The sequence below is a fragment of the Streptomyces lothianensis genome (assembly GCF_047779955.1).
In the GTDB taxonomy this organism is placed as follows: Bacteria; Actinomycetota; Actinomycetes; order Streptomycetales; family Streptomycetaceae; genus Streptomyces.
In genome coordinates this window covers 121,481-141,417 of the sequence record NZ_JBLMKT010000015.1, presented here as the reverse complement: position 1 = coordinate 141,417, position 19,937 = coordinate 121,481, and the positions used below count along the sequence as shown (strand labels likewise).

The following is a 19,937-nucleotide window of genomic DNA, read 5'->3' as shown; positions in this document are numbered from 1 at the left end:
TGTCGTGGCGGTACTCGATGGTTCCCCGGACCGGATCGGCCGGTCCGGCGGGTCATTGCGGGGTGGCGCAGCCCGCTTCCTGGGCACTGCCGCCCAGCGGCAGCCGCACCACCATGCGGGTGTCGCCGGGCACGGAGCGGGCGGTGATCGAGCCCCGGTGGCGCTGGGTCACGATCCGGTAGCTGAGGTGCAGCCCGAGACCGGTCCCCTTGCCCACGTCCTTCGTCGTGTAGAAGGGCTCGAAGATGCGGGGGAAGTCGTCCTGAGGGATGCCGGACCCGGTGTCGGCGACCTCCACGACCAGGCAGCCGCCCTCGGCCCCGGCGCGCAGCGTGAGGGTGCCGGCGCCGTCCATGGCGTCCACGGCGTTGTCGATGAGGTTCGTCCACACCTGGTTGAGCTCGCCGGGGTAGCCGGTCAGGGGCGGCAGGTCCGGGGCGTACTCCCGGACGATCCGCACCTTGTCGAGCTTGGCGCCGAGCATCGTGACCGTGGTGTCGAGGCCTTCGGTGACCGAGAACTCCTGCTCGGGCGCCCGGTCCAGATTGGCGTAGTCCCGGGTGTCGGCGACGAGCTGGGAGATCCGGGGCCCGGCCGCGTGCAGTTCGGCGACCAGGGCGCGGGCCTCCAGGACGGCGCCGAGATGGTCGAGGACGCGGGGCAGCGCCGGGTCCGTGATGTCCGCGAGCCCCTCCTGCAGCCAGTCGAGCCCGAGCCCGAGGTCACTGACGCCGGCGGCGACGAGGTCGGGGCGGTCCGCGCCCGCGTCCTCGGCCCAGTCGGCGATCTCGTCCTCGGTGTCGGCGAGCGCGACGGGGTCGAGGTGTGCGGCGGTCGGTACGGCGTCGAGGGATTCGGTGAGCCGGTCGAACGCGGCGCTCTCGGCGGGCGAGGCGACGGCGCCCCAGGCATGCGCGGAGGCGAGCAGCCGGCTCACGGCGGGCCCGAGCTCCTGGGCCGCGCGGGCCACGGCCGCCGCCGGGTTGTTGAGCTCGTGGGCGAGGCCCGCGGCCAGGGTTCCCAGTGCCTCGACCGTGGCCCGGCTCCGCGCCTGCACCTCGGAGGACTTGATGCGCCAGGCCAGTACGGGCAGCAGCACGGCGGCGATGCCCTGGCAACGGGTCAGCATCTCGAAGAAGACGTCCTTGGGGTAGGCGAGGACGGTCGTCTCGCCGCTCGTGGCGACCGTGGCGACGTATCCGCCGTCGGTGAGCAGGGGGAGTTCGCCGGTGAAGCGGTGGGCGGCGGTCGGTTTCGAGTCGTGCTGCGCGGTGGGGTCGTCCCGGGTGGAGTGCCGGGTCAGGACCTCCTCCCGTCCGTCGACGACCTTGGTGACGACGAGACCGCCCTCCAGGAGCACGTAGAAGTGGGTCGCCTCGTCGCCGTCGTGGAAGAGGACCTCGCCGTCGGCGTACCGCACGGGGTGCGAGACGGATGTGAGCCAGTCGAGCTGCTCGTCGGTGAGCCTGGCGAAGAGCTCCAGGGAGCGCAGCGTGTCGCGCAGTCGGGGCGCGCGGAGGTCCGCCTGGGTCACGGTGCCTTCCTTTCCTCGGTCGCGGTGGCGCCCTGGGTCGCGGTGGCGCCCTCGGTCCCAGCGGTGCCCTGGGTCGCGGTGGTGCCCTCGGTCCCAGCGGCGCCCTCGGTCGCAGTGGTGCCCTCGGTCGCAGTGGTGCCCTCGGTCGCGGTGGTGCGGGCGGCGAGCCGGGCCGTCGCGAGCAGCGCGAGCACGCACAGGCCGGCCACGACCGCCATGAAGGCGACGGCCGTGTCGTGCAGTCCGTACCGGGCGCTGAGCACTCCGGCGAGAACCGCGGGCAGGCTCATCGCGAGGTAGCCGAAGACGTAGACGGCGGCGGTGAGTTCACCCCGGTGCTCGGGCCGCCCGAGCCCGACGAGCCCACGGAAGGCACCGAGGAAGGCGCCGCCCCAGCCGGTCCCGAGCACCACCGTGGCCAGCAGGAACAGCGGTGCCGACGAGGCGTACAGGGCGGTCAGGACGAGGCCGAGGCCGGTGATGAGCAGGCCGAGACCGAGCAGGGTGGTGCGCAGCGGCGCGAACCTGACGAGCAGCAGCTGCATGAGCGTGGCGCCGATCGCGAGCAGGGCGACGGTGGCCCCGCCGACGAGGTGGTCCGTGCTGCCAAGCAGGGACAGCGCGAGCTTCGGGCCGAGGGAGAGGTAGAAGCCGCCCACCGACCAGACCGCGACAATGCTCAGCGCGAGCACCAGGAACCTGCGACGGATCCCGGCCGGTATCCGTACCCGGTGCGGCACGATCCGCCGGGGCCCGCCGACACCCGGCGCGGTCTCCGGCAGCCGGTGCAGCCCGGCGAGCACCGCGGCGAAGGCGACGGCCAGGACGAGGAAGGTCAGCGCGGTCGGCGCGGGCGCGTACTGCACGAGAACCCCGGCGGCGAGTCCGCCCAGACCGATGCCGACGGTCGGACCCAGGCTGTTGACCTGGGCGCCCAGCGCGGGCCGGGCCGGTGGGGCGAGTTCGAGCAGCGCGGCGCCGAGGGCGCCGGTGGCGAGCCCCACGGCGAGTCCCTGTACGACGCGGGCGACCAGCAGCCAGACCAGGCCCTGGGCGCCTGCGAACACCAGCATGGAGATCAGGGCGAGGAGCAGGGACACGGCGAGTGTGGGGCGCCGCCCGACGCTGTCGGAGAGCGAGCCGAACAGCAGCAGCGCGGCCAGCACGGTGACGGCGTACACGCCGAAGACCACCGCGATCATGCCGTAGGACAGCTGCCATTTCTCCTGGTAGAGGACGTAGAGCGCGGAGGGCGCCGAGGAGGACAGCATGAGCAGCACCAGGATGGTGCCGACGAGCCAGAATCCGCCGCGGGAGGCCGGGGAGGCCGGGGAGGCCGGGGCCCGGACGCCTGCCGGGGTGCCTGAGGGGATGCTCTGCCGCTGGGTCATCGGGTGTACTCCTGGTGCCAGGGGGCCAGCCAGAGCCCGGCCAGTGGGGGAATGACGGCATGGGCACGGGCGGGCAGCCCCTGGTGCGGTACGGGTACGGCGCGCACCGTGCCCAGGTTGCCGACGCCGCTGCCGCCGTAGCAGCCGGCGTCGGTGTTGAGGACCTCGCGCCAGGCCCCGGCCCGTGGCAGGGCGAGCAGGAAGTCCTCGTGCACCACGGGGCTGAAGTTGAACACCCCGACGAGCGGGTTGCCCTCGTGGTCGTAACGGATGCACGAGAGCACGTTGCGCAAGGCGTCGTCGGGGTCGATCCAGGAGAAGCCGCCGGGGTCGCCGTCGCGCTGCCACAGGGCGGGCGTCTCCCGGTGGACGCGGTTCAGATCGCGTACGAGGGCGCGCATGCCGCGGTGCCGGTGCGCGTCGGGCCGTTGCCCGCCGAGGGCGTCCCAGTCAAGACCGCCGTCGTGCCACCACTCCCCGGGCTGCGCGAACTCCTGCCCCATGAACAGGAGCTGCTTGCCGGGGTGGGTCCACATGAACGCCAGATAGGCACGGAGCTGGGCGAACTTACGCCAGCGGTCGCCGCCGTGCATCTTGGTGAGGAGGCTGCCCTTGAGGTGCACCACCTCGTCATGGCTGAGGGCCAGCACGTAGGACTCGGCGTAGGCGTACATCATGCCGAAGGTCATGCGGGTGTGGTGGTGCGCGCGGTGGACGGGGTCCTCGCCGAGGTAGGCGAGGGTGTCGTGCATCCACCCCATGTTCCATTTGAGGTCGAAGCCGAGGCCGCCCTCCCCGGTGGGCCGGGTGACTCCTTCCCAGGCGGTGGACTCCTCGGCGATCGTGAGGGCTCCGGGGACCTCGGCGTGCACGGTGTCGTTGAGTTCGCGCAGGAAGGCGACGGCGTCGAGGTTCTCCCTGCCGCCGTGGTCGTTGGGCGTCCAGGTGCCGGGTTCGCGCGAGTAGTCGAGATAGAGCATGGAGGCGACCGCGTCCACGCGCAGCCCGTCGATGTGGAACTCCTGAAGCCAGTAGAGGGCGTTGGAGATGAGGAAGTTGCGGACCTCGGGCCTGCCGTAGTCGAACTCGAGGGTGCCCCAGTCGGGGTGCTCGGCGCGCCGCGGGTCGGGGTGCTCGTACAGCGGTCCCCCGTCGAAGCGGGCCAGCGCCCAGTCGTCCTTGGGGAAGTGCGCGGGGACCCAGTCGAGCAGGACGCCGATGCCGGCCTGGTGCAGTGCGTCGACGAGGTGTCTGAAGTCGTCGGGGGTGCCGAGGCGGGCCGTGGGTGCGTAGTAGGAGGTGATCTGGTAGCCCCAGGAGCCGCCGAAGGGATGCTCGGCCACGGGCAGCAGTTCCACGTGCGTGAACCCCAGGTCGCGTACGTAGCCGGGGAGTTCGGCGGCGAGTTCGCGGTAGCCGAGTCCGGCCCGCCAGGACCCGGCGTGCACCTCGTAGACCGACAGCCGCTGTGTGTGGGCGGGGCCGCCGGTGCCGCGCCGGGCGAGCCATTCCTCGTCGCCCCAGACGTACCCTCCGGAGTCGACCAGGGAGGCGGTGCCGGGCGCGGCCTGGGAGGCGCGGGCGCAGGGGTCGGCCTTGCGGCGGGTGCGTCCGTCGGCGCCGTCGATCTCGTACTGGTAGGCGCAGCGGTCCGGCACCCCCGGTATGTGCAGTTCCCAGACCCCGCTGCGCTCCGAGCGGCGCATCGGGTGGGCGGCGCCGTGCCACCGGTTGAAGTCACCGACGACCCGCACGGCGCGGGCGTTCGGCGCCCAGACCGCGAAACGGACCCCGTGCGCGTCGCGGTGCGCGCCGAGCACCCGCCACAGCTCCCGGTGGTGTCCTTCGGCGAGCAGATGCAGGTCGAGTTCGCCCAGCGGACGGACGGCGGCCGTCATCGGGCGGCCGCGGTGCGGGTGCGGGCGGGGTTCGGCCGGACGGTGAGCACGCGGGCGATCCGTCCTGCCGGGTCGAAACGCACCTCGCCGGTGCGTCCCCAGCGGTGGCGTCCGCCGCCCAGGACGTCGTGGACCAGGAAGGTGTCGGTGGGCCCCAGACCCAGGGCCTCGGTGTCGAGGGTGAGACGGGCCCGCTGCGGCCGGTGCGGATCGAGGCTGAGGACGACAAGGACGGTGTCCTCGCCCTCGTCGGTGACGGCCCGCTTGGAGAAGCAGATGACGTGGTCGTTGTCCGTGCGGTGGAAGCGGAGGTTGCGCAGCCGGCGCAGCGCCGGGTGCTGGCGGCGCAGCCGGTTGAGCCGGGTGATGAGCGGCGCGAGGCTGTCGCCCGCGGCCTCGGCGGCGGCGTGGTCGCGCGGCCGGTACTGGTACTTCTCCGAGTCCTTGTACTCCTCGCTGCCCGGCGCCGCCGGCTGGGCCTCGTACAGTTCGAAGCCCGCGTAGACGCCCCAGGTCGGTCCGGCCGTGGCGGCGAGCACGGCGCGGATCGCGAACGCGGCTCGGCCGCCGTCGACGAGGTGGGCGGGCAGGATGTCGGGGGTGTTGACGAAGAGGTTGGGGCGGAGGTAATCGGCGGCGGGCGTGCCGTCGAGCCCGGCCAGTTCACTCAGGTACGCCTCGATCTCGGTCTTGCCGGTGCGCCAGGTGAAGTAGGTGTACGACTGGTGGAAGCCGATCCGGGCGAGGGCCTGCAGCATCGGCGGGCGGGTGAACGCCTCGGCGAGGAACAGTACGTCGGGGTCGCTCGCCCGGACCTCCGCCAGCAGCCGCTCCCAGAAGAACAGCGGCTTGGTGTGCGGGTTGTCCACGCGGAAGATCCGCACCCCGAGCGCCATCCAGTGCCGCAGGATCCGCAGGCACTCCCGGTGGATCCCGTCGGGGTCGGTCTCGAAGCTGAGCGGATAGATGTCCTGGTACTGCTTGGGCGGGTTCTCGGCGTGGGCGATGCTGCCGTCGGGGCGGTGGGCGAACCACTCGGGATGCTCGGTGACCCACGGGTGGTCGGGCGAGCACTGCAGCGCGAAGTCGAGGGCGATCTCCAGGCCGAGCGCGCGGGCCCGGTCGACGAAGGCGCGGAAGTCGTCGAGGCTGCCGAGGTCGGGGTGGACGGTGTCGTGGCCTCCGGCGGCCGAACCGATGGCCCAGGGCGAGCCGGGGTCGTCGGGACCGGCGGTGAGACTGTTGCCGGGGCCCTTGCGACGGCTGTGACCGATGGGGTGGACCGGTGGCAGGTAGACCACGTCGAAGCCCATGGCGGCGACGGCGTCGAGCCGCTGCGCCGCGGTACGGAAGGTACCGGAGCGGGTGACACCGTCTCCGGTCCGCGCGCCCTCGGAGCGCGGGAAGAATTCGTACCAGGAGCCGAACAGGGCGCGCTCCCGGTCCACCCGGAGCGGCAGGTCCGCGCCGCGGACCACGTGCTCGCGCAGCGGGTGCCGCTCCAGGGCCGCGGCCGCGGGGCCCGTCAGCTCGGCGAGCCGTTCGGCCGGCGGGCGGGCCGGGTCCCGCAGGGTGTCGGTGAGTTTGCGCAGCACGTCGACGGTGTCGTCGCAGGACGCCGTGTCCTCGCAGAGCACACGGGCCGCCCGTTCGAGGAGCGCCGCGCCCTCGAGGAGGGTCTGCTCGCAGTCGACTCCGGCCGGGATCTTCAGCCGGGCCGCGTCCAGCCAGGTGGCCAGCGGGTCCACCCAGGCCGTCACGTGGTAGGTCCACAGGCCCTCGGCGTCCACCGCGACGTCCGCGACGAAACGGTCGGTGCCGGGCACCCGTTCGGACATCGGCACCCGCAGCACGCGCCGGCGGCGCTTTCCGCCGGGCGCCGGACCGCGCAGCACGACCTCGCCCACGAGGACGGCCCGGCCGTCGGTGAACACGGTCGCGGAGACCTCAAGCGTCTCCCCGGGGACCGCGCGCGCGGCCCGGGCACCCCCGTCCACCTGCGGCCGGACGTCGACGACCGTGATCCGGTCACGGCCGCCGGCCCCGGACCTGCGCGCGCTGCCGGCTGCTGTCTGGCTGACCACGTCTGCTCCCCCCGTCTGTGTGGCTGCCGTCGTGTGACTGCCGTCGTGTGGCTGCCATCGGTGTGACTGCCGTCGTGTGGCTGCCATCGGTGTGGCTGCCGTCGGTGCGGCTGGCGTCGTGTGACTGCCGTCGGTGTGGCTGCCGTCGATGCGGCTGCCGTCGTGTGACTGCCGTCGGTGCGGCTGGCGATGAGCGGCTCAGTCCGCGGTGATCCGGCCCAGAGCCCGGGCCGCGAGCACTCCGGCCAAGTGCCTCAGGTACTCCGCGGAGGTCCCCCGGCCGGGCACGAACCACTGCCCGGGCAGGTCCCGGAAGGCCGCCAGGACCGTCTGAGTGGTGGGTACGGTGCCGCGCAGGCGCTCCTCGGCCGGCTCCGCGCGACGGGCTCGGGCGGTTGCCCCGGTCACCGCGATCCGCAGCTCGTCGAGGCTGCCGTCGGCCGCGCGGGTGGCGCGGACGGCCACCGCGCACTGTGGGTACCGGGTGGCCCGGTCCGCGGTCTTGGCGAAGGCGCTGCGGGTCCGCGGGCTGTGCAGCGGCAGTTCGAGGGCGGTGACGAGGGTGCCCGCGGGCAGCGCGTCGAGCGCGAACGCGTCGGCGGACCGGGTGTCCGGGCCGCCGGGCCCGGCCAGCAGCAGGCTCGCACCGAGAGCGAGCACCGCGGGCGGCAGATCGGTGGCGTGGGTCCAGGGGCCGCCCGCCGGCCGGGTCCGCTCGGCGCCGAGGTTCCCGCCGACGGTGCCGCGGTTGCGGACCTGCGGGTCCCCGCAGGAGTGGGCCGCCTCCGCGAGAGCGGGGGCCCCGGTCCGTATCTCCGGGTGCGCGGCGAGTTCGGCGAGCGTGGTGAGCGCGCCGATCCTCAGCCGCCCCGAGGCGGTGCGGCTGATGCCGCGCAGGTCGGCGAGCCCGTCGAGGTCCACGAGGCGGCTGGCGCCGGCCTCGCCGGTGCGCAGGTCCACCAGGAGGGACTGGCCGCCGGCGAGCGGGCGGCTGCCCTCGGCCGCGAGCAGTGCGACGGCCTCGTCGAGGGTGGTGGGCCTGACGTAGTCGATGTCGGTGAGGATCACGCGTCAGCTCCTGTCGTGCCGGCAGCGGGGTCGCCGTGCAGCGCCCGCCAGACCTTCTCCGGGGTGAGGGGCATGTCGATGTGGCGCACGCCCACGTCGCGCAGCGCGTCGACGACGGCGTTGACCACGGCCGCGGCGGGCGGCACGGTGGCGATCTCGCCCGCGCCCTTGGCGCCCAGCGGGTTGTGCGGGCTCGGCGTCACGGTCCGGTCGAGACGGAACTCGGGGGCGTCGGCGGCCCGGGGCAGTGCGTACGTACGCAGGTCGGCGGAGACGAGCCGGCCGTCCTCGTCGTATTCGGCGGCCTCCATGAGCGCCTGGCCGAGGCCGTGCACGATGCTGCCCTCGATCTGGCCCTGGACGATCGCCGGGTTGCCGATGTTCCCGGCGTCGTCGACCGCCGTGTAGCCGACGATCTCGGTCTCACCGGTGAGTTCGTCGATCTCGACGACGGCGATGTGGGTGCCGAAGGGGTAGTTGAAGTCCGGCGGGTCGAAGTGGGTGGTCTCGTCGAGGGCGGGCTCGACGGACGCGGGCAGGCCCCAGCCGTACCAGAGCGCCATCGCCATCTCGGCGAAGGTCTTGGACTGCTCGGTGTCGGTGTCCGGGTCCGTGCCCTGGACGAAGACCCGGCCGCTCCGGTAGACGACCTTCTCCTCGTCGACCTGGAACATCGCCGCGGCGGCCCGGCGCATCTTGTCCTTGATCTTCTGCGCGGTGAGCGCGATGGCGGGTCCTGCCATGCTGTAGGAGCGGCTGCCGTACGTGCCCTGCCCGTAGGGGGCCTTGAGGGTGTCGGCCTCCAGGACCTGCACGCTCGCCGGGTCGATGCCGAAGGCGTCGGCGGTGACCTGGGCGAAGACCGTCTGGTGGCTCTGGCCCGTGGAGGCGGAGCCCACGGTGACGGTGACCTCGCCCGAGGGGTGGACGCGGATGTTGGCGCTCTCCCAGGTGCCGCCGAGCATGCCCTCCTGCGACATCCGTGTGGACGGGCCCACACCGCAGACGGCGACGTACGTGGCGATGCCGACGCCGAGCCGCTTGCCACGCGAGCGTGCCTCGCCCCGGCGGCTGTCCAGGTCCGCGTAGCCGGCGAGGGCGAGCGCCTTGTCGAAGTTCTCCTCGTAGTTCCCCGAGTCGTAGGTCCAGCCGAGGCCGTTGTCGTACGGGAACGCGGTCGCCGGAACCAGGTTCCTGCGCCGCACGGCGGCCGGGTCCATGCCGATACGGGCCGCGAACTCGTCGACGAGCCGCTCCATCAGGAACGCCGCCTCGGCGCGGCCGCTGCCGCGCTGCGCGCCCAGCGGCACCGTGTTGGTGAACGCCGCGTACACCTCGCAGAACGCGGCGTCGATGTCGTACATGCCGGTGATGCTGCGCCCCATCAGGGCGGTGGCGACGCCGGGTCCGATGGTCGACGGATAGGCGCCGAGGTTCGCGTGGCTCGTGCAGCGCACGGCGGTGATCCGGCCGTCGCGGGTGCCGGCGATCACCGCGTGCTGGAGGTGATCGCGGCCCTGCACGGTGGAGTTCATCAGGCCGGTGCGGGTGTCGACCCACTTCACGGGGCGCCCGAGAGCCTTGGAGAGCAGCAGCACGAGGGGCATGTCGGGGTAGAGGTAGCCCTTGGTGCCGAAGCTGCCGCCGACGGTCGGTGCCACCACGCGGAGCTTGGTGAACGGGATGCCGAGCACCAGCTGGGCCAGCAGGAACCGGTGGTTGTGCGGTCCCTGCGTCGAGGCGTACAGGGTGTACTCCTCGGTGACCGGGTCGTAGTGGCCGACGGCGCCGCGGGGCTCCAGCGGGCTGTTGATGGTGCGCTGGTTGACCAGGTCGAGCTCGACGACCACCTCGGCATCGGCGATGTTGCGCTCGGTGCGCTCCTGGTCGCCGCAGGTCCAGTGGGCGTTGAGGTTGTTCGGGACGTTCTCGTGCAGCTGCGGGGCGCCGTCCTGAAGGGCCTGGTCCGCGCGGGTGACGACGGGAAGCGGCTCGTAGTCGACGGCGATGGCCTGCAGCGCCGCGGCCGCCTGCCGCGGGGTCTCGGCCACGACCACCGCGATCGGGTCGCCGACATGCCGGACGGTGTCCCCGGACAGGACGGGGCGGGCGCCGGGGAGGCCGTAGGGGTGCGGCGGGAAGTGGCTCTCGACGCCGCCGGGTATCCAGATGCAGGGCAGCGGCATGACATCGGGGAAGTCGGCGGCGGTGGCGACCTTGAGGACGCCGGGCAGCCGCTCGGCCGCGGAGGTGTCGATGCCGCGGATGCGGGCGTGGGCATGGGCACTGCCGAGGATCGCCATGTGTGCCGTGCCGGGCAGCTGGATGTCGCCCACGTAGGTGGCCTCGCCGCGCAGCAGCGCGGCGTCCTCCCGGATGGCGAGCGGGGTGCCGAGCAGCGGCTGGTCCTGCGCTGTGGTCATGACGTCACCGCCGCGTCGTCGCCTGCGCGCCGCACGCCGCGGACCACGCTGTGGTAGCCGGTGCAGCGGCACAGGTTGCCGGTGAGCCACTCGCGGATCTCGGCCTCGGTGGGAGCGGGTCCTTCGCCGCGCTCGACGAGTTCGCCGAGTGCCATGACCATGCCGGGGGTGCAGAAGCCGCACTGGGTGCCGTGCTCGGCACGCAACGCCTCCTGGAGCCCGGTCAGTTCCCGGCCCTCGCCGACGCCCTCGATCGTGGTGACCTCGTGGCCGGCGGCCTGGGCCGAGAGGGTCAGGCAGCTCTTGACGGACCTGCCGTCGAGCCGCACGACGCAGCTGCCGCACTGGCCGGTGTCGCAGCCGACCTTGGTGCCGACGAGTCCGAGCCCCTCCCGCAGCCGTTCGACGAGAAGTTCACCGGGCTCGGCGTCGAATTCTTCCTGCACTCCGTTCACTTTCACGGAAATTCTCATCACCACGCCCTTTTCCGACCTTCGTCTGGCCTTCAGAAAACCTTGGCTGTTTCAGAAACCCTTGCCTGCCGGAAACCTGATCCCCGGGAATTCGGTCTTCAGGGGGTACGTCTCCAGGAACCGGCCTTGGGGACCGGCCTTGGGGACCGGCCTTCGGGACCGGCCTCGGGCACCGGCCTTGGGCACCGGCCTCGGGGAACCGCCTTCAGGAGCCGATGACGGCACGGGCCTGCCGCTCGGTCATCGGCTTGTTGAAGAGCGGCCCGCCCGGCTGCTGGAGCAGCCCGCCGGTGTGCAGCGAACCCGTGTCGACCGGCGCGAAACCCAGCTCCGAGATGAGCGCGGCGACCGTCTCCTTGGCCTCCTGGTCGTCCCCGGAGACGTAGTGCGCGAGCCGCTCGCCGCCGTCCACGGCGCCGGGGCGCCCGGCGGTGGCGAGCGTCTCGTAGTGCATCGTGTTGAGGGACTTCACCAGGCGCGCCTTCGGGTAGAGCTCCGCGACGAGCTCACTGGAGCCGCGGCCGCCGAGGTCACGCGGCGCCCCGGCCCCGGCGAACGCGTTCATGGCGTCGACCAGAACCCTGCCGGCCAGGGACTCGGGCGGCAGCAGCCCCTCGGCGCTGTCGAACGGCACCATGAGCACGAGCAGTTCGGACTCGCGCGCCACCTCGTGCGGCGTGCCGGCCGAGGCCCGGGGCCCGAGCTCGTCGATCAGCGGGGCGAGGCGTTCGGGTCCGTGCGCACCCGCGAGGCACACGGGGTGCCCGGCTGCGACGAGCAGTCGCGCGAGGACGGCCCCGATACGGCCCGCTCCGATGACACCTGTCTTCATGTGTCGAATCCCTACTCGCGAAGAACCAATGGACCGGATGCACAATTACCGGAGGGCGGAGAAATTCCCGGTCGAGCCATAATCACCGACTGCGGGAACCTCGAACCAGCGGCGCGCTTGAATTCAGGAGCACTTGGTGACGTCGCACATCACTTGGTGACGTCACCCCATGCCGATCCACACCGACTTCGTCTGGGTGTAGCTCTCCAGGGATTCCGGGCCGCACTCCCGGCCGAAGCCGGAGGCGTGATAGCCGCCGTACGGAACGGCCGGGTCGTACTGGTTGTAGCAGTTGACCCAGACGGTGCCCGCCTGGATCCGGGAGGCGACCCGGTGCGCCCGGGTGAGGTCCCTGGTGTGCACGCCGGCGGCGAGCCCGTACGCACTGTCGTTGGCGATGCGTACGGCCTCCTCCTCGGTGTCGAAGGGGATGACACCGAGGACGGGTCCGAAGATCTCCTCCTGGGCGATCCGCATGCGCGGGTCCACGCCGGTGAAGACGGTCGGCCGGAAGTAGAGGCCCTCCCCGGACGTGCCCTCGGGGACGCAGCCCTCGCCGCCCGCCCGCAGCGTGGCGCCCTCCTTGCGCCCCAGCTCCACGTACGAGGCGACCTTCTCGAACTGGCCACGGTGGGCCAGCGGGCCGAACAGGGTGGCCGGATCACGCGGGTCGCCGGGGCTCAGCGCGGCGGCGCGGGCGACGAGCCGCTCCACCATCTCGTCGTGCACGGAGCGGTGCAGCAGCAGGCGGGAGCCCGCCGTGCAGATCTCGCCCTTGTTGTAGAAGATGCCGAAGAACGCGAGCTCCTCGGCGGCGTCCAGATCGGCATCCGCGAAGACGATGTTGGCGGACTTGCCGCCGAGCTCCATCGTGACCTTCTTGAGCGTCGCGGATGCCTTGCGGACGATGCTCTGGCCCACGGTCGTGGAGCCGGTGAACGCGATCTTGTCCACGCCGGGATGCTCGACGAGCGCCTCGCCCAGCTCCACGCCGGGGCCCGTCACCACGTTCAGCACCCCGTCGGGCACTCCGGCCTCCTGGAACAGCTCCGCGATCTTCAAGGCGGTCAGCGGGGTGGCCGGCGAGGGCTTGTGGACGACCGTGTTGCCCGCGGCCAGGGCGGGCGCGATCTTGGTCATGGACAGCAGCAGCGGGAAGTTGAACGGGGTGATCGCCGCGACGACCCCGAGCGGCTCCCGCACCGTATACGCGAAGTGCCCGCCCGCCGGGGCCCGGGTGGCGCCGTCGACCCGGGTGGCCGCACCGGCGTAGTAGTGCATGAGCCGGGCGGCCATCGGGACGTCGACCGTGCTGGAGAAGGCGAACGGCTTGCCCATGTCCACCGTCTCAAGGAGGGCGATCTCGTCGTTGTCCCGCTCGATCAGCTCCCCCACCCGGTGCAGCAGCCGGGCCCGCTCGTGATCGGCCATCCGCCGCCACGGGCCGTCCTCGTAGGCGGCGCGCGCAGCCCTGACCGCACGGTCCGCGTCGGACTCGTCGGCCTGGGCGACCGGGATGATCGCCCGCCCGTCCACCGGGCTGACCGTGGGTTCGGTCCTGCCCTCGCGGGCCTCGGTCCAGACCCCGTCGACGTACAGCCTTCCGGGGTTGGCTATCGGATGGTCACTGAGCACGAGCTTGGTCATGACTGCCTTCCGGTGGGGGCGGATCGATCATGTAGACGGACGGACGGGCGGGCGGGCATCTCTCCCGGAGCTGCCGGTCTCCAGGTGCTGCCGGTCTCCCGGAGCTGCCGGTCTCCAGGTGCTGCCGGTCTCTAGGCGCTGCCGAGCTGCCGGAGGAACGTCTCGGCCAGCGCCTTGGAGGAGTACGGGTTCTGGCCCGTCGTCAGGTTGCGGTCGACGACGACGTGCGAGTCCCAGATCGCCTCGGCCTTCTCGTAGCGCGCGCCGAGCCGCTTCAGCTCGACCTCGAGGATGAGCGGAAGCCGGCCGGCCATGTTGGTGACCAGTTCCTCGCTGTGCGAGAAGGCCGTCATCCGGTAGCCCTCGAACGGCCAGCGGCCCTCGCCGTCGCGCAGCGCGAGCAGCGAGGTGTGCCCGTGGCAGACCGTCGCCAGCGGCTTGCCGCCGGCGAGCCACCAGCGCAGGATCTGCGCCAGCTCGTCCGACTTGGGCAGGTCGCCGATGGCGCCGTGGCCACCGCTCACGTAGAGCCCGTCGTAGGCGGCGATGTCCTGCTCGGTGAGGTTCTCCAGCGCGATCGGCTTCTCCAGCTGCGGAGCGCTGTCGATGACGCGTACGTACTCGGCGGCGTCGTCCGCGTCGTGGTCCGCGGAGCCCTGCGGGCGGACCCACTGCAGGAACTGCGGGTCGATGCTGGTCGCGTCGACGGTCGGGGTGCGGCCGCCGATGGTGGCCACGTCCACGGTGTGGCCGGCGTCCAGGAACAGCTTGTACGGGACGACGAACTCCTCGGCCCAGAAGCCGGAGGGGTGCTGCTCCCCGTCCAGCAGGTGCAGGGTGGCCTTGGCCGTCATCACTACGAGGATCTTCACGGTCGATCACTCCTTGGTGAGTGCGTGGATGGGGCAGTACTGCGGGATGTGGTGCGGGTCGTGGATGTGGTGCGGGTCGTGGATGTGGTGCGGGTCGTGGATGTGGTGCCGGATGTGGTGCTCATGCGCGCCCCGCCGCGACGGCTTCGTAGAGCGCGCATGTCTCCTTCGCGACCGTGTCCCAGCCGAAGTCCCGCTCGGCCCTGGCGCGGCCGCGCCCGCCCATGCGGGCGGCCCGGCCGGGGTCGGCGAGCAGGGCGTTGACCCGGTCCGCGAAATCCTGGGCGAAGACCTCGGGCCGTGCCGGTTCGCAGTCCGTGCCTTCGCCGTCCGTGCCGTCGCCGGGGTCGAGGGGTACGAGCAGGCCGGTGACGCCGTCGTCGACGACCTCGGGAATGCCACCGGTCGCCGTGGCCACCACCGGGGTGCCACAGGCCATGGCCTCCAGGTTCACCAGGCCCAGCGGCTCGTACACCGAGGGGCAGGCGAAGACGTCCGCCAGGGTGAGGAGTTGGCGCACGGCGCGGGCGGGGAGCTGCTCCCTGATCCACACCAGCTCACAGCCCGCCGCCCGCACCTCGGCGGCGAGGGCGCTGAACTCCTGCTCGATCGCGGGGGTGTCGGGCGCTCCCACGCACATCACGAGACGGGTGCCGGGCAGCAGCAGCGGGGCGGCGCGCAGCAGATGCGCCATCCCCTTCTGCCGGGTGAGCCGGCCGACGCAGACGACGGTGGCGCGCACACCGGGATCATCCACGCGGATACCGAGGCGCGTGAGTTCGCCGGTGCCCCCGTCGGGACGCCAGGCGTCGGTGTCGATGCCGTTGCGGATCACCGTGACCCGCTCCGGGTCGAGTTCGGGATAGCAGCGCAGCAGGTCGGCGCGCATCGCGGACGAGACGGCGATCACCCGGGCGGCGCCGAGCAGCGCGGTGCGTTCGGCGAATCCGGACAGGGCGTAGCCGCCGCCGAGCTGTTCGCGTTTCCAGGGCCGCAGCGGCTCCAGACTGTGCGCGGTCGCCACGTGCGGCACCCCGTGCAGCAGCTGGGCGAAGTGGCCCGCGAGAGAGGCGTACCAGGTGTGGCTGTGCACCACGTCGGCGTTGCCCGCGGCCTGCGCCATGGCCAGCTCGACGCCCATGGTGCGCAGGGTCGGATCGGCATCGCGCAGGGTCTCGGGCGGCCGGTGCGCCGTGACGCCCGCCTCCGTACGCGGGGCACCGAAGCAGTGCACGTCGACGTCGAGGCCGGCCGAGGCGCGCAGGTGACGCACGAGTTCCTCGACGTGGACGCCCGCGCCGCCGTAGACCTCGGGCGGGTACTCCCTGGTCAGCTGTGCCACGCGCAGGCGGGCTCCGGGGTTCACAGCCATTGCAGCAGATCCCGTACGTCGCTCAGGTGGGCGCCCTGCGGAATGCGGGCGCCGCCGATCTCCAGGCGCGGGAAGGCGCTGACCCCGCTGAGCCGGGTGCCGGGCAGCACGCGGACCTCGTCGCCGAGGGCGCAGTAGTCGTCGAGGGCCACCGGCCGGTCCAGTGTGGAGCGCACGTCGACCATGGAGCCGAGGAAGACGTCGCGCAGCCGGGCGCCGGGCCCGATGATGCTGTGGTCGCCGCAGGCCACGCCGCGCAGGGTGGCGCGTTCGCCGATGTCGACGCCGTCGCCGATGTCGGACTCGACGATGAGCACGCCGGGCCCGATCTCCACATCGCGGCCGATCCGCACCCCGGGACCGATCCGGACGCTGCCGTCCTCGATCTTCTCGGCCAGGGTGCGCCCGCTGACCTGGTCCTTCATCTCCAGGCTGGAGGAGTGGACACGGAATCCGGTGGGCCCGCCGAGCTGGGACGCAAGGACCGGATAGCGGCCCAGGAGCACGTCCTTGAGGGTCTGCAGATAGTCCCGCGGGCTGCCCAGGTCGCCGAAGCGGGCGATCGGATGGGCGAGCACCCGGTGTCCGCGGCGCACCAGGTACGGCAGCAGGTCGCCGCCCCAGTCGAGCCGGCTGCGGGCCATGGCGGCCAGGCCCGGCTCGCGGGCGGCCATCCGCAGCCGCTCGCAGTCGATCAGGTACATGCCCGCGTTGGTGTGGACGGGATCCTCCACACCGCCCCAGGTCATCGAGCGGATCACGGACAGGGGCGGCTTCTCGTGGAAGGCGCTGACCTCGGTCCCGCTGCCCAGCTCGAGCAGCCCGTACTTGCCCGCGGCCTCCGCTCCGGGGCGCAGCACGGTGGCGACCGTGACATCGGCGCGGGCGGCCCGGTGGGCCCGGACCATCGCGCCGAGGTCGAAGTCGAAGACGGAGTCGGTCGGGAAGACCAGCGCGAGCCCGGACAGGTCCCAGTAGTCCAGGCAGCGCAGGGTGGCCTCGCCGCTTCCGGTGTTCTCCTGGTCGAAGCGGGTTCTGGAGTAGCGCACGTTGACGCCGAACTGCTCGCCGTGGGCGAGGATCTCCTTGGTCTGCGCCCGGTTCTCCCGGCCGTTGGCGACGACGTAGTAGTGGTCCACGCCCTGGCTTCTGAGCGAGGTGACGGCCCATTCGATGAGCGGATGGCCGGCCAGCCGCATGGCCGCCTTGCTTCTGATGTAGTCGCTGGAGTTGAGGGTGATGGGCCGGGCCCGCACACCTTTGCCTCCGGCCAGGGCTATTGCCGGTATGGATTCCATCTGCGTCCCCTGTTCGCTACGTTTCGCCAAGGTTCGGCACGAGGGTGGAAATGATCTTTCTGAGTTCCGCCACCAGCGGATGACCGGGACAGGCCTCGGCGAACAGCCGCTCCCCGCCGAGCGCCGCGAGTTGCCCGACGTACGGCAGCACTCCGGCCGTGGGGGCCCCGTACGCGCCCTCGGCCCGCTCACGCACGCGTTCCAGGTCGACGCCCTCGGGCGCCATGTTGATCACCAGGGCGCGGCGGCAGCCGAGCCGGGCGGTCAGCGGAGAGGTCTCGTCGGCGCCCGTCAGGTCGATCCGGTCGGGGCGCAGGGCGATCAGCAGCACGTCGGCGCTGGCCATGGCGGCCAGGGTCTCGTTGTTCAGGCCAGCGTGCGTGTCGAGCAGGAGGACGTCCAGGTCGTGCACCGCCGCGAGCCGGTCGAAGGCCTCGGGCAGCAGTCCCACGTCGTATCCGCTGCTCCTGATCTCGGCGAGCGAGGAGGACGAGGTGCGGGCCGGCACGACATAGAGCCCCTCCGGGCCGACCCGGTGCGCCGCGTCCTCGATCTCGCAGCGGCCCAGCAGATAGTCCGTCAGCGAGCATTCGCCGGGCGGCAGTTTGAGGACGACGTCGAGGGCGGGGGACTGGATATCGGTGTCGACGAGCGCGACGCGGTGGCCGGCGGCGGCGATCAGCACCGCCATGTTGGCGAGCAGCGTCGTCTTGCCGGTGCCGCCCCGGTGGGAGTACAGCACGATCGACCGGGCGCCCATCAGGCCACCGCCCGCGCGGCGGCCGCATCGGCGCGGGGCCGGTGCAGGGCCAGCATGGTCACGTCGTCGTGCTGTTCGCCGTCGCCGGTGTGCGCGCGTACGGCGCTGTCGACGCGGCTCAGCACCTCCTGGCCGTTGCAGGCGGGGGCGAGGAGCAGATCCATCATGCGGTGCTCGCCGAGGAACGTCCCCTCGGGGCAGCGGGCCTCCGGCACTCCGTCCGTGTAGACGAACAGGGTGTCCCCGGGGTCGAGTTGCGCATAGCCAAGTGCGAAGGAACAGTCGGGCAGGACACCGACCGCCGGTCCGGTGGGCTCCAGCGGTACGGGCCTCGCACTGTCCGCTCCGAGCAGCAGCGGCGGATTGTGGCCGCCGTTGATGTAGACCATGCTGCCCGTGGCCGGGTCGAGGACGCTGAAGAACATGGTCGCGAAGTAGCCCTGCGCGAGGTGGTTGCGGGTGAGGTAGCCGTTGGTCGCCGTGACCGCGTTGAGCAGCGGGGTGGCCCCGACCACGGGGATCCCGGAGTGCTGCGCCGAGGACGGTGGTGCCGTGGCCACCAGGTGCTGCAGCCCGCTGTTCTCCGCGGTGTGCCGTAACAGGCTGCGGATCAGCGCCATGAACAGGGCGGCGCCCACGCCCTTGTCGCAGACGTCGGCGACCACGAGGGCAAGACGGCGGCGGTGGACCAGTTCGAAGACGTCGTAGAAGTCGCCGGCCACCTGGCGGGCGGGCCGGAACGTCACGTCGATCTCCCAGCCGTCCGGCACCGGGAGCGTGTCCGGCAGGAAGCCTTCCTGGATCTCCCGCCCTATCTCCAGTTCCCGTTCGTAGCGGATGAGTTCGGCGCGGGCATCGGCCTCCGCGGCGCTGCGGCCGAGGGCGACACGCTCCGAGCAGTGGGCGAGGCGCGCGCCGACCAGGGCCGGCAGGAAGGGCGGCACCACGTAGTCGTGCCCGAGCCGCACATGAGCCTCCAGTTCCTCGAAGTCCCCCGTGGCGTACACCAGCACCACCGGTTCCTGGCCGCCGCGTCCCAGCAGGCGGGCCAGCGCCCGCACCGTCCCGGGTGCGCATCCCGCCGGGGCCAGCAGGGCGTCGGCGGCGGGCGGGTGGGCGTCGCCCGGTCCGCCTCTGAGCCGGTCCAGGGGCCGGTGGATCGTGCTGACGCCCGCGCCTTCGAGGGCCTGGAGCAGTGCGGGAGGAGCGGGTACCCGCTCCTCCACGATGAGCACCGTGGTGCCGGTCATGTGGCGTCCTGTTCTCAAGGGCGTGCGGACGGGCCGTCGCCGGGTCGTGCGGACGGGGCGTCGGCCGGTCGTGCAGACAGGCCGTCGGCCGGTCGTGCGGACCCGGTGCGGACCGCGAGCACGCTGATGTTGCGTCCGTCGGTGCGCTCGTACCGGAAGGTGTCGACGCTGGTGAGAGCGAGATGGACGCCGAGACCCCCGATGGGTCGCTGTTCGGGCGGTACGCCCACGGCGGGCGCGGACCGGCCCTCGCGCGGGTCGAAGGGCGGCGCACGGTCCTCGATCCGGACCCGCACCCAGTCGGGGTCGGCCGAACCGGCCACGACGATCTCGCCGTCGGCCCCCTGGTAGCCGTGGGTGACGACGTTGGTGGCGAGCTCGTCGACCGCGAGGCGCAGCCGGTAGGCGGCCGCCGGGTCGAGGCCGGCCCGGCGGGCCAGCGCCCGCACGTATCCGGCGATCTCGGCCAGCGACCGGAGCTCGGCGGGCACCCGCAACTCGGATGCCCGCTGCGCCACGTCCATCACCTCAGAGGCTGTCGTCAACCCCCTCTCCGGGCCCGAGCGGCCTGGCACCGCCGCCTCCTGCGTTGTCGTCACTCGCCGACGCTCCGCGTCGACTCCCTCCTCCGCCTTGGATTCCGGGGGTACCCCCTGCTCGAAGAGCTTGGGGGAGGCACCAGACCACTCGGTCTGATCCGAAGCGGGGTTTGACAACAGCCTCTTACTCATCCGCGAGCACCAGACTGTGTTCGAGACCCGCGGTACGGATCGTGCGGGCCACCGGCTCACTGGCTCCGACCACGCGGATGGTGACGCCTTCGGCGACCTTCTGCTGGGCGAAGACGAGGGAGCGCAGTCCGGCGCTGGCCATGTAGGAGACGCCGTGCATCCGGATCTCCACGGTGGTGGTGCCGTGGCCGGCGGCCTTCTCGATGGTCTGGTGGAAGTCCGGCGCCGTGTGGGCGTCGAGCTCGCCGGCGAGTTCGATCACGGTGACGTCGCCGTCGACGGACAGGGACACGGAAAGCGGCAT

General features: G+C 72.3%; 16 protein-coding genes. All 16 read right to left on the bottom strand.

Translation table 11 applies throughout. The features are described from left to right. Window positions 1-52: 52 nt before the first annotated feature. Entirely contained in the window at window positions 53-1,534 is a 1,482-nt protein-coding gene (locus ACLF6P_RS02910) for an ATP-binding protein (RefSeq protein WP_415947800.1), read from the bottom strand. Next, window positions 1,531-2,925, bottom strand: coding sequence for an MFS transporter (locus tag ACLF6P_RS02905; protein WP_415947799.1), 1,395 nt, complete (start codon window positions 2,923-2,925; stop codon window positions 1,531-1,533). The genes ACLF6P_RS02910 and ACLF6P_RS02905 overlap by 4 nt, the downstream gene beginning before the upstream one ends. After that, on the bottom strand, window positions 2,922-4,823 hold the full coding sequence (glgB, locus tag ACLF6P_RS02900; protein WP_415947798.1) for a 1,4-alpha-glucan branching protein GlgB: 1,902 nt from the start codon (window positions 4,821-4,823) through the stop codon (window positions 2,922-2,924). The genes ACLF6P_RS02905 and glgB overlap by 4 nt, the downstream gene beginning before the upstream one ends. After that, window positions 4,820-6,994 carry an alpha-1,4-glucan--maltose-1-phosphate maltosyltransferase gene (locus ACLF6P_RS02895; protein WP_415947797.1) on the bottom strand — a complete coding sequence of 725 codons (2,175 nt, stop codon included), beginning with the start codon at window positions 6,992-6,994 and terminating at the stop codon, window positions 4,820-4,822. The genes glgB and ACLF6P_RS02895 overlap by 4 nt, the downstream gene beginning before the upstream one ends. A gap of 111 nt (window positions 6,995-7,105) precedes the next feature. Next, window positions 7,106-7,975 carry an FAD binding domain-containing protein gene (locus tag ACLF6P_RS02890; RefSeq protein ID WP_415947795.1) on the bottom strand — a complete coding sequence of 290 codons (870 nt, stop codon included), beginning with the start codon at window positions 7,973-7,975 and terminating at the stop codon, window positions 7,106-7,108. Next, window positions 7,972-10,398: a xanthine dehydrogenase family protein molybdopterin-binding subunit gene (locus tag ACLF6P_RS02885; RefSeq protein ID WP_415947794.1), complete on the bottom strand. Its 2,427-nt coding sequence runs from the start codon at window positions 10,396-10,398 to the stop codon at window positions 7,972-7,974. The genes ACLF6P_RS02890 and ACLF6P_RS02885 overlap by 4 nt, the downstream gene beginning before the upstream one ends. Beyond that, on the bottom strand, window positions 10,395-10,859 hold the full coding sequence (locus tag ACLF6P_RS02880; RefSeq protein WP_415947793.1) for a (2Fe-2S)-binding protein: 465 nt from the start codon (window positions 10,857-10,859) through the stop codon (window positions 10,395-10,397). Before ACLF6P_RS02880 ends, ACLF6P_RS02885 begins: the two co-directional genes overlap by 4 nt. Window positions 10,860-11,076: 217 nt before the next feature. Beyond that, window positions 11,077-11,703, bottom strand: a complete 627-nt coding sequence (locus tag ACLF6P_RS02875) for an NADPH-dependent F420 reductase (RefSeq protein ID WP_415947792.1) — start codon at window positions 11,701-11,703, stop codon at window positions 11,077-11,079. A gap of 162 nt (window positions 11,704-11,865) precedes the next feature. After that, on the bottom strand, window positions 11,866-13,350 hold the full coding sequence (locus tag ACLF6P_RS02870) for an aldehyde dehydrogenase family protein (protein WP_415947791.1): 1,485 nt from the start codon (window positions 13,348-13,350) through the stop codon (window positions 11,866-11,868). Between the two features lie 131 nt (window positions 13,351-13,481). Continuing rightward, the gene (locus ACLF6P_RS02865; RefSeq protein WP_415947789.1) at window positions 13,482-14,222 is read right to left on the bottom strand and encodes a type 1 glutamine amidotransferase domain-containing protein; all 741 of its coding nucleotides are present in this window, start codon (window positions 14,220-14,222) and stop codon (window positions 13,482-13,484) included. Window positions 14,223-14,343: 121 nt separating this feature from the next. Next, window positions 14,344-15,594 carry a glycogen synthase gene (gene glgA, locus ACLF6P_RS02860; protein ID WP_415947787.1) on the bottom strand — a complete coding sequence of 417 codons (1,251 nt, stop codon included), beginning with the start codon at window positions 15,592-15,594 and terminating at the stop codon, window positions 14,344-14,346. Then, window positions 15,585-16,892: a sugar phosphate nucleotidyltransferase gene (locus ACLF6P_RS02855; RefSeq protein ID WP_415947786.1), complete on the bottom strand. Its 1,308-nt coding sequence runs from the start codon at window positions 16,890-16,892 to the stop codon at window positions 15,585-15,587. Before ACLF6P_RS02855 ends, glgA begins: the two co-directional genes overlap by 10 nt. A gap of 16 nt (window positions 16,893-16,908) precedes the next feature. Beyond that, complete coding sequence (locus tag ACLF6P_RS02850) at window positions 16,909-17,652, bottom strand: MinD/ParA family ATP-binding protein (RefSeq protein WP_415947784.1); 744 nt, start codon at window positions 17,650-17,652, stop codon at window positions 16,909-16,911. After that, window positions 17,652-18,902, bottom strand: coding sequence for a PP2C family protein-serine/threonine phosphatase (locus tag ACLF6P_RS02845; RefSeq protein ID WP_415947783.1), 1,251 nt, complete (start codon window positions 18,900-18,902; stop codon window positions 17,652-17,654). Before ACLF6P_RS02845 ends, ACLF6P_RS02850 begins: the two co-directional genes overlap by 1 nt. A 14-nt stretch (window positions 18,903-18,916) precedes the next feature. Next, window positions 18,917-19,447 (bottom strand): ATP-binding protein, encoded by a 531-nt coding sequence (locus tag ACLF6P_RS02840; RefSeq protein WP_415947782.1) that lies wholly within the window; start codon window positions 19,445-19,447, stop codon window positions 18,917-18,919. A 178-nt stretch (window positions 19,448-19,625) separates the two neighbouring features. Continuing rightward, window positions 19,626-19,937: an STAS domain-containing protein gene (locus ACLF6P_RS02835; protein ID WP_415947781.1), complete on the bottom strand. Its 312-nt coding sequence runs from the start codon at window positions 19,935-19,937 to the stop codon at window positions 19,626-19,628.

Excerpts from the sequence above, each read along its gene's own strand:
- glgA (WP_415947787.1), bottom strand. The coding sequence starts at position 15,594 with ATGGCTGTGAACCCCGGAGCCCGCCTGCGCGTGGCACAGCTGACCAGG.
- ACLF6P_RS02885 (WP_415947794.1), bottom strand. The coding sequence starts at position 10,398 with ATGACCACAGCGCAGGACCAGCCGCTGCTCGGCACCCCGCTCGCCATC.
- ACLF6P_RS02895 (WP_415947797.1), bottom strand. The coding sequence starts at position 6,994 with ATGGCAGCCACACGACGGCAGTCACACCGATGGCAGCCACACGACGGC.
- ACLF6P_RS02905 (WP_415947799.1), bottom strand. The coding sequence starts at position 2,925 with ATGACCCAGCGGCAGAGCATCCCCTCAGGCACCCCGGCAGGCGTCCGG.
- ACLF6P_RS02875 (WP_415947792.1), bottom strand. The coding sequence starts at position 11,703 with ATGAAGACAGGTGTCATCGGAGCGGGCCGTATCGGGGCCGTCCTCGCG.
- glgB (WP_415947798.1), bottom strand. The coding sequence starts at position 4,823 with ATGACGGCCGCCGTCCGTCCGCTGGGCGAACTCGACCTGCATCTGCTC.
- ACLF6P_RS02855 (WP_415947786.1), bottom strand. The coding sequence starts at position 16,892 with ATGGAATCCATACCGGCAATAGCCCTGGCCGGAGGCAAAGGTGTGCGG.
- ACLF6P_RS02870 (WP_415947791.1), bottom strand. The coding sequence starts at position 13,350 with ATGACCAAGCTCGTGCTCAGTGACCATCCGATAGCCAACCCCGGAAGG.
- ACLF6P_RS02845 (WP_415947783.1), bottom strand. The coding sequence starts at position 18,902 with ATGACCGGCACCACGGTGCTCATCGTGGAGGAGCGGGTACCCGCTCCT.
- ACLF6P_RS02850 (WP_415947784.1), bottom strand. The coding sequence starts at position 17,652 with ATGGGCGCCCGGTCGATCGTGCTGTACTCCCACCGGGGCGGCACCGGC.
- ACLF6P_RS02835 (WP_415947781.1), bottom strand. The coding sequence starts at position 19,937 with ATGCCGCTTTCCGTGTCCCTGTCCGTCGACGGCGACGTCACCGTGATC.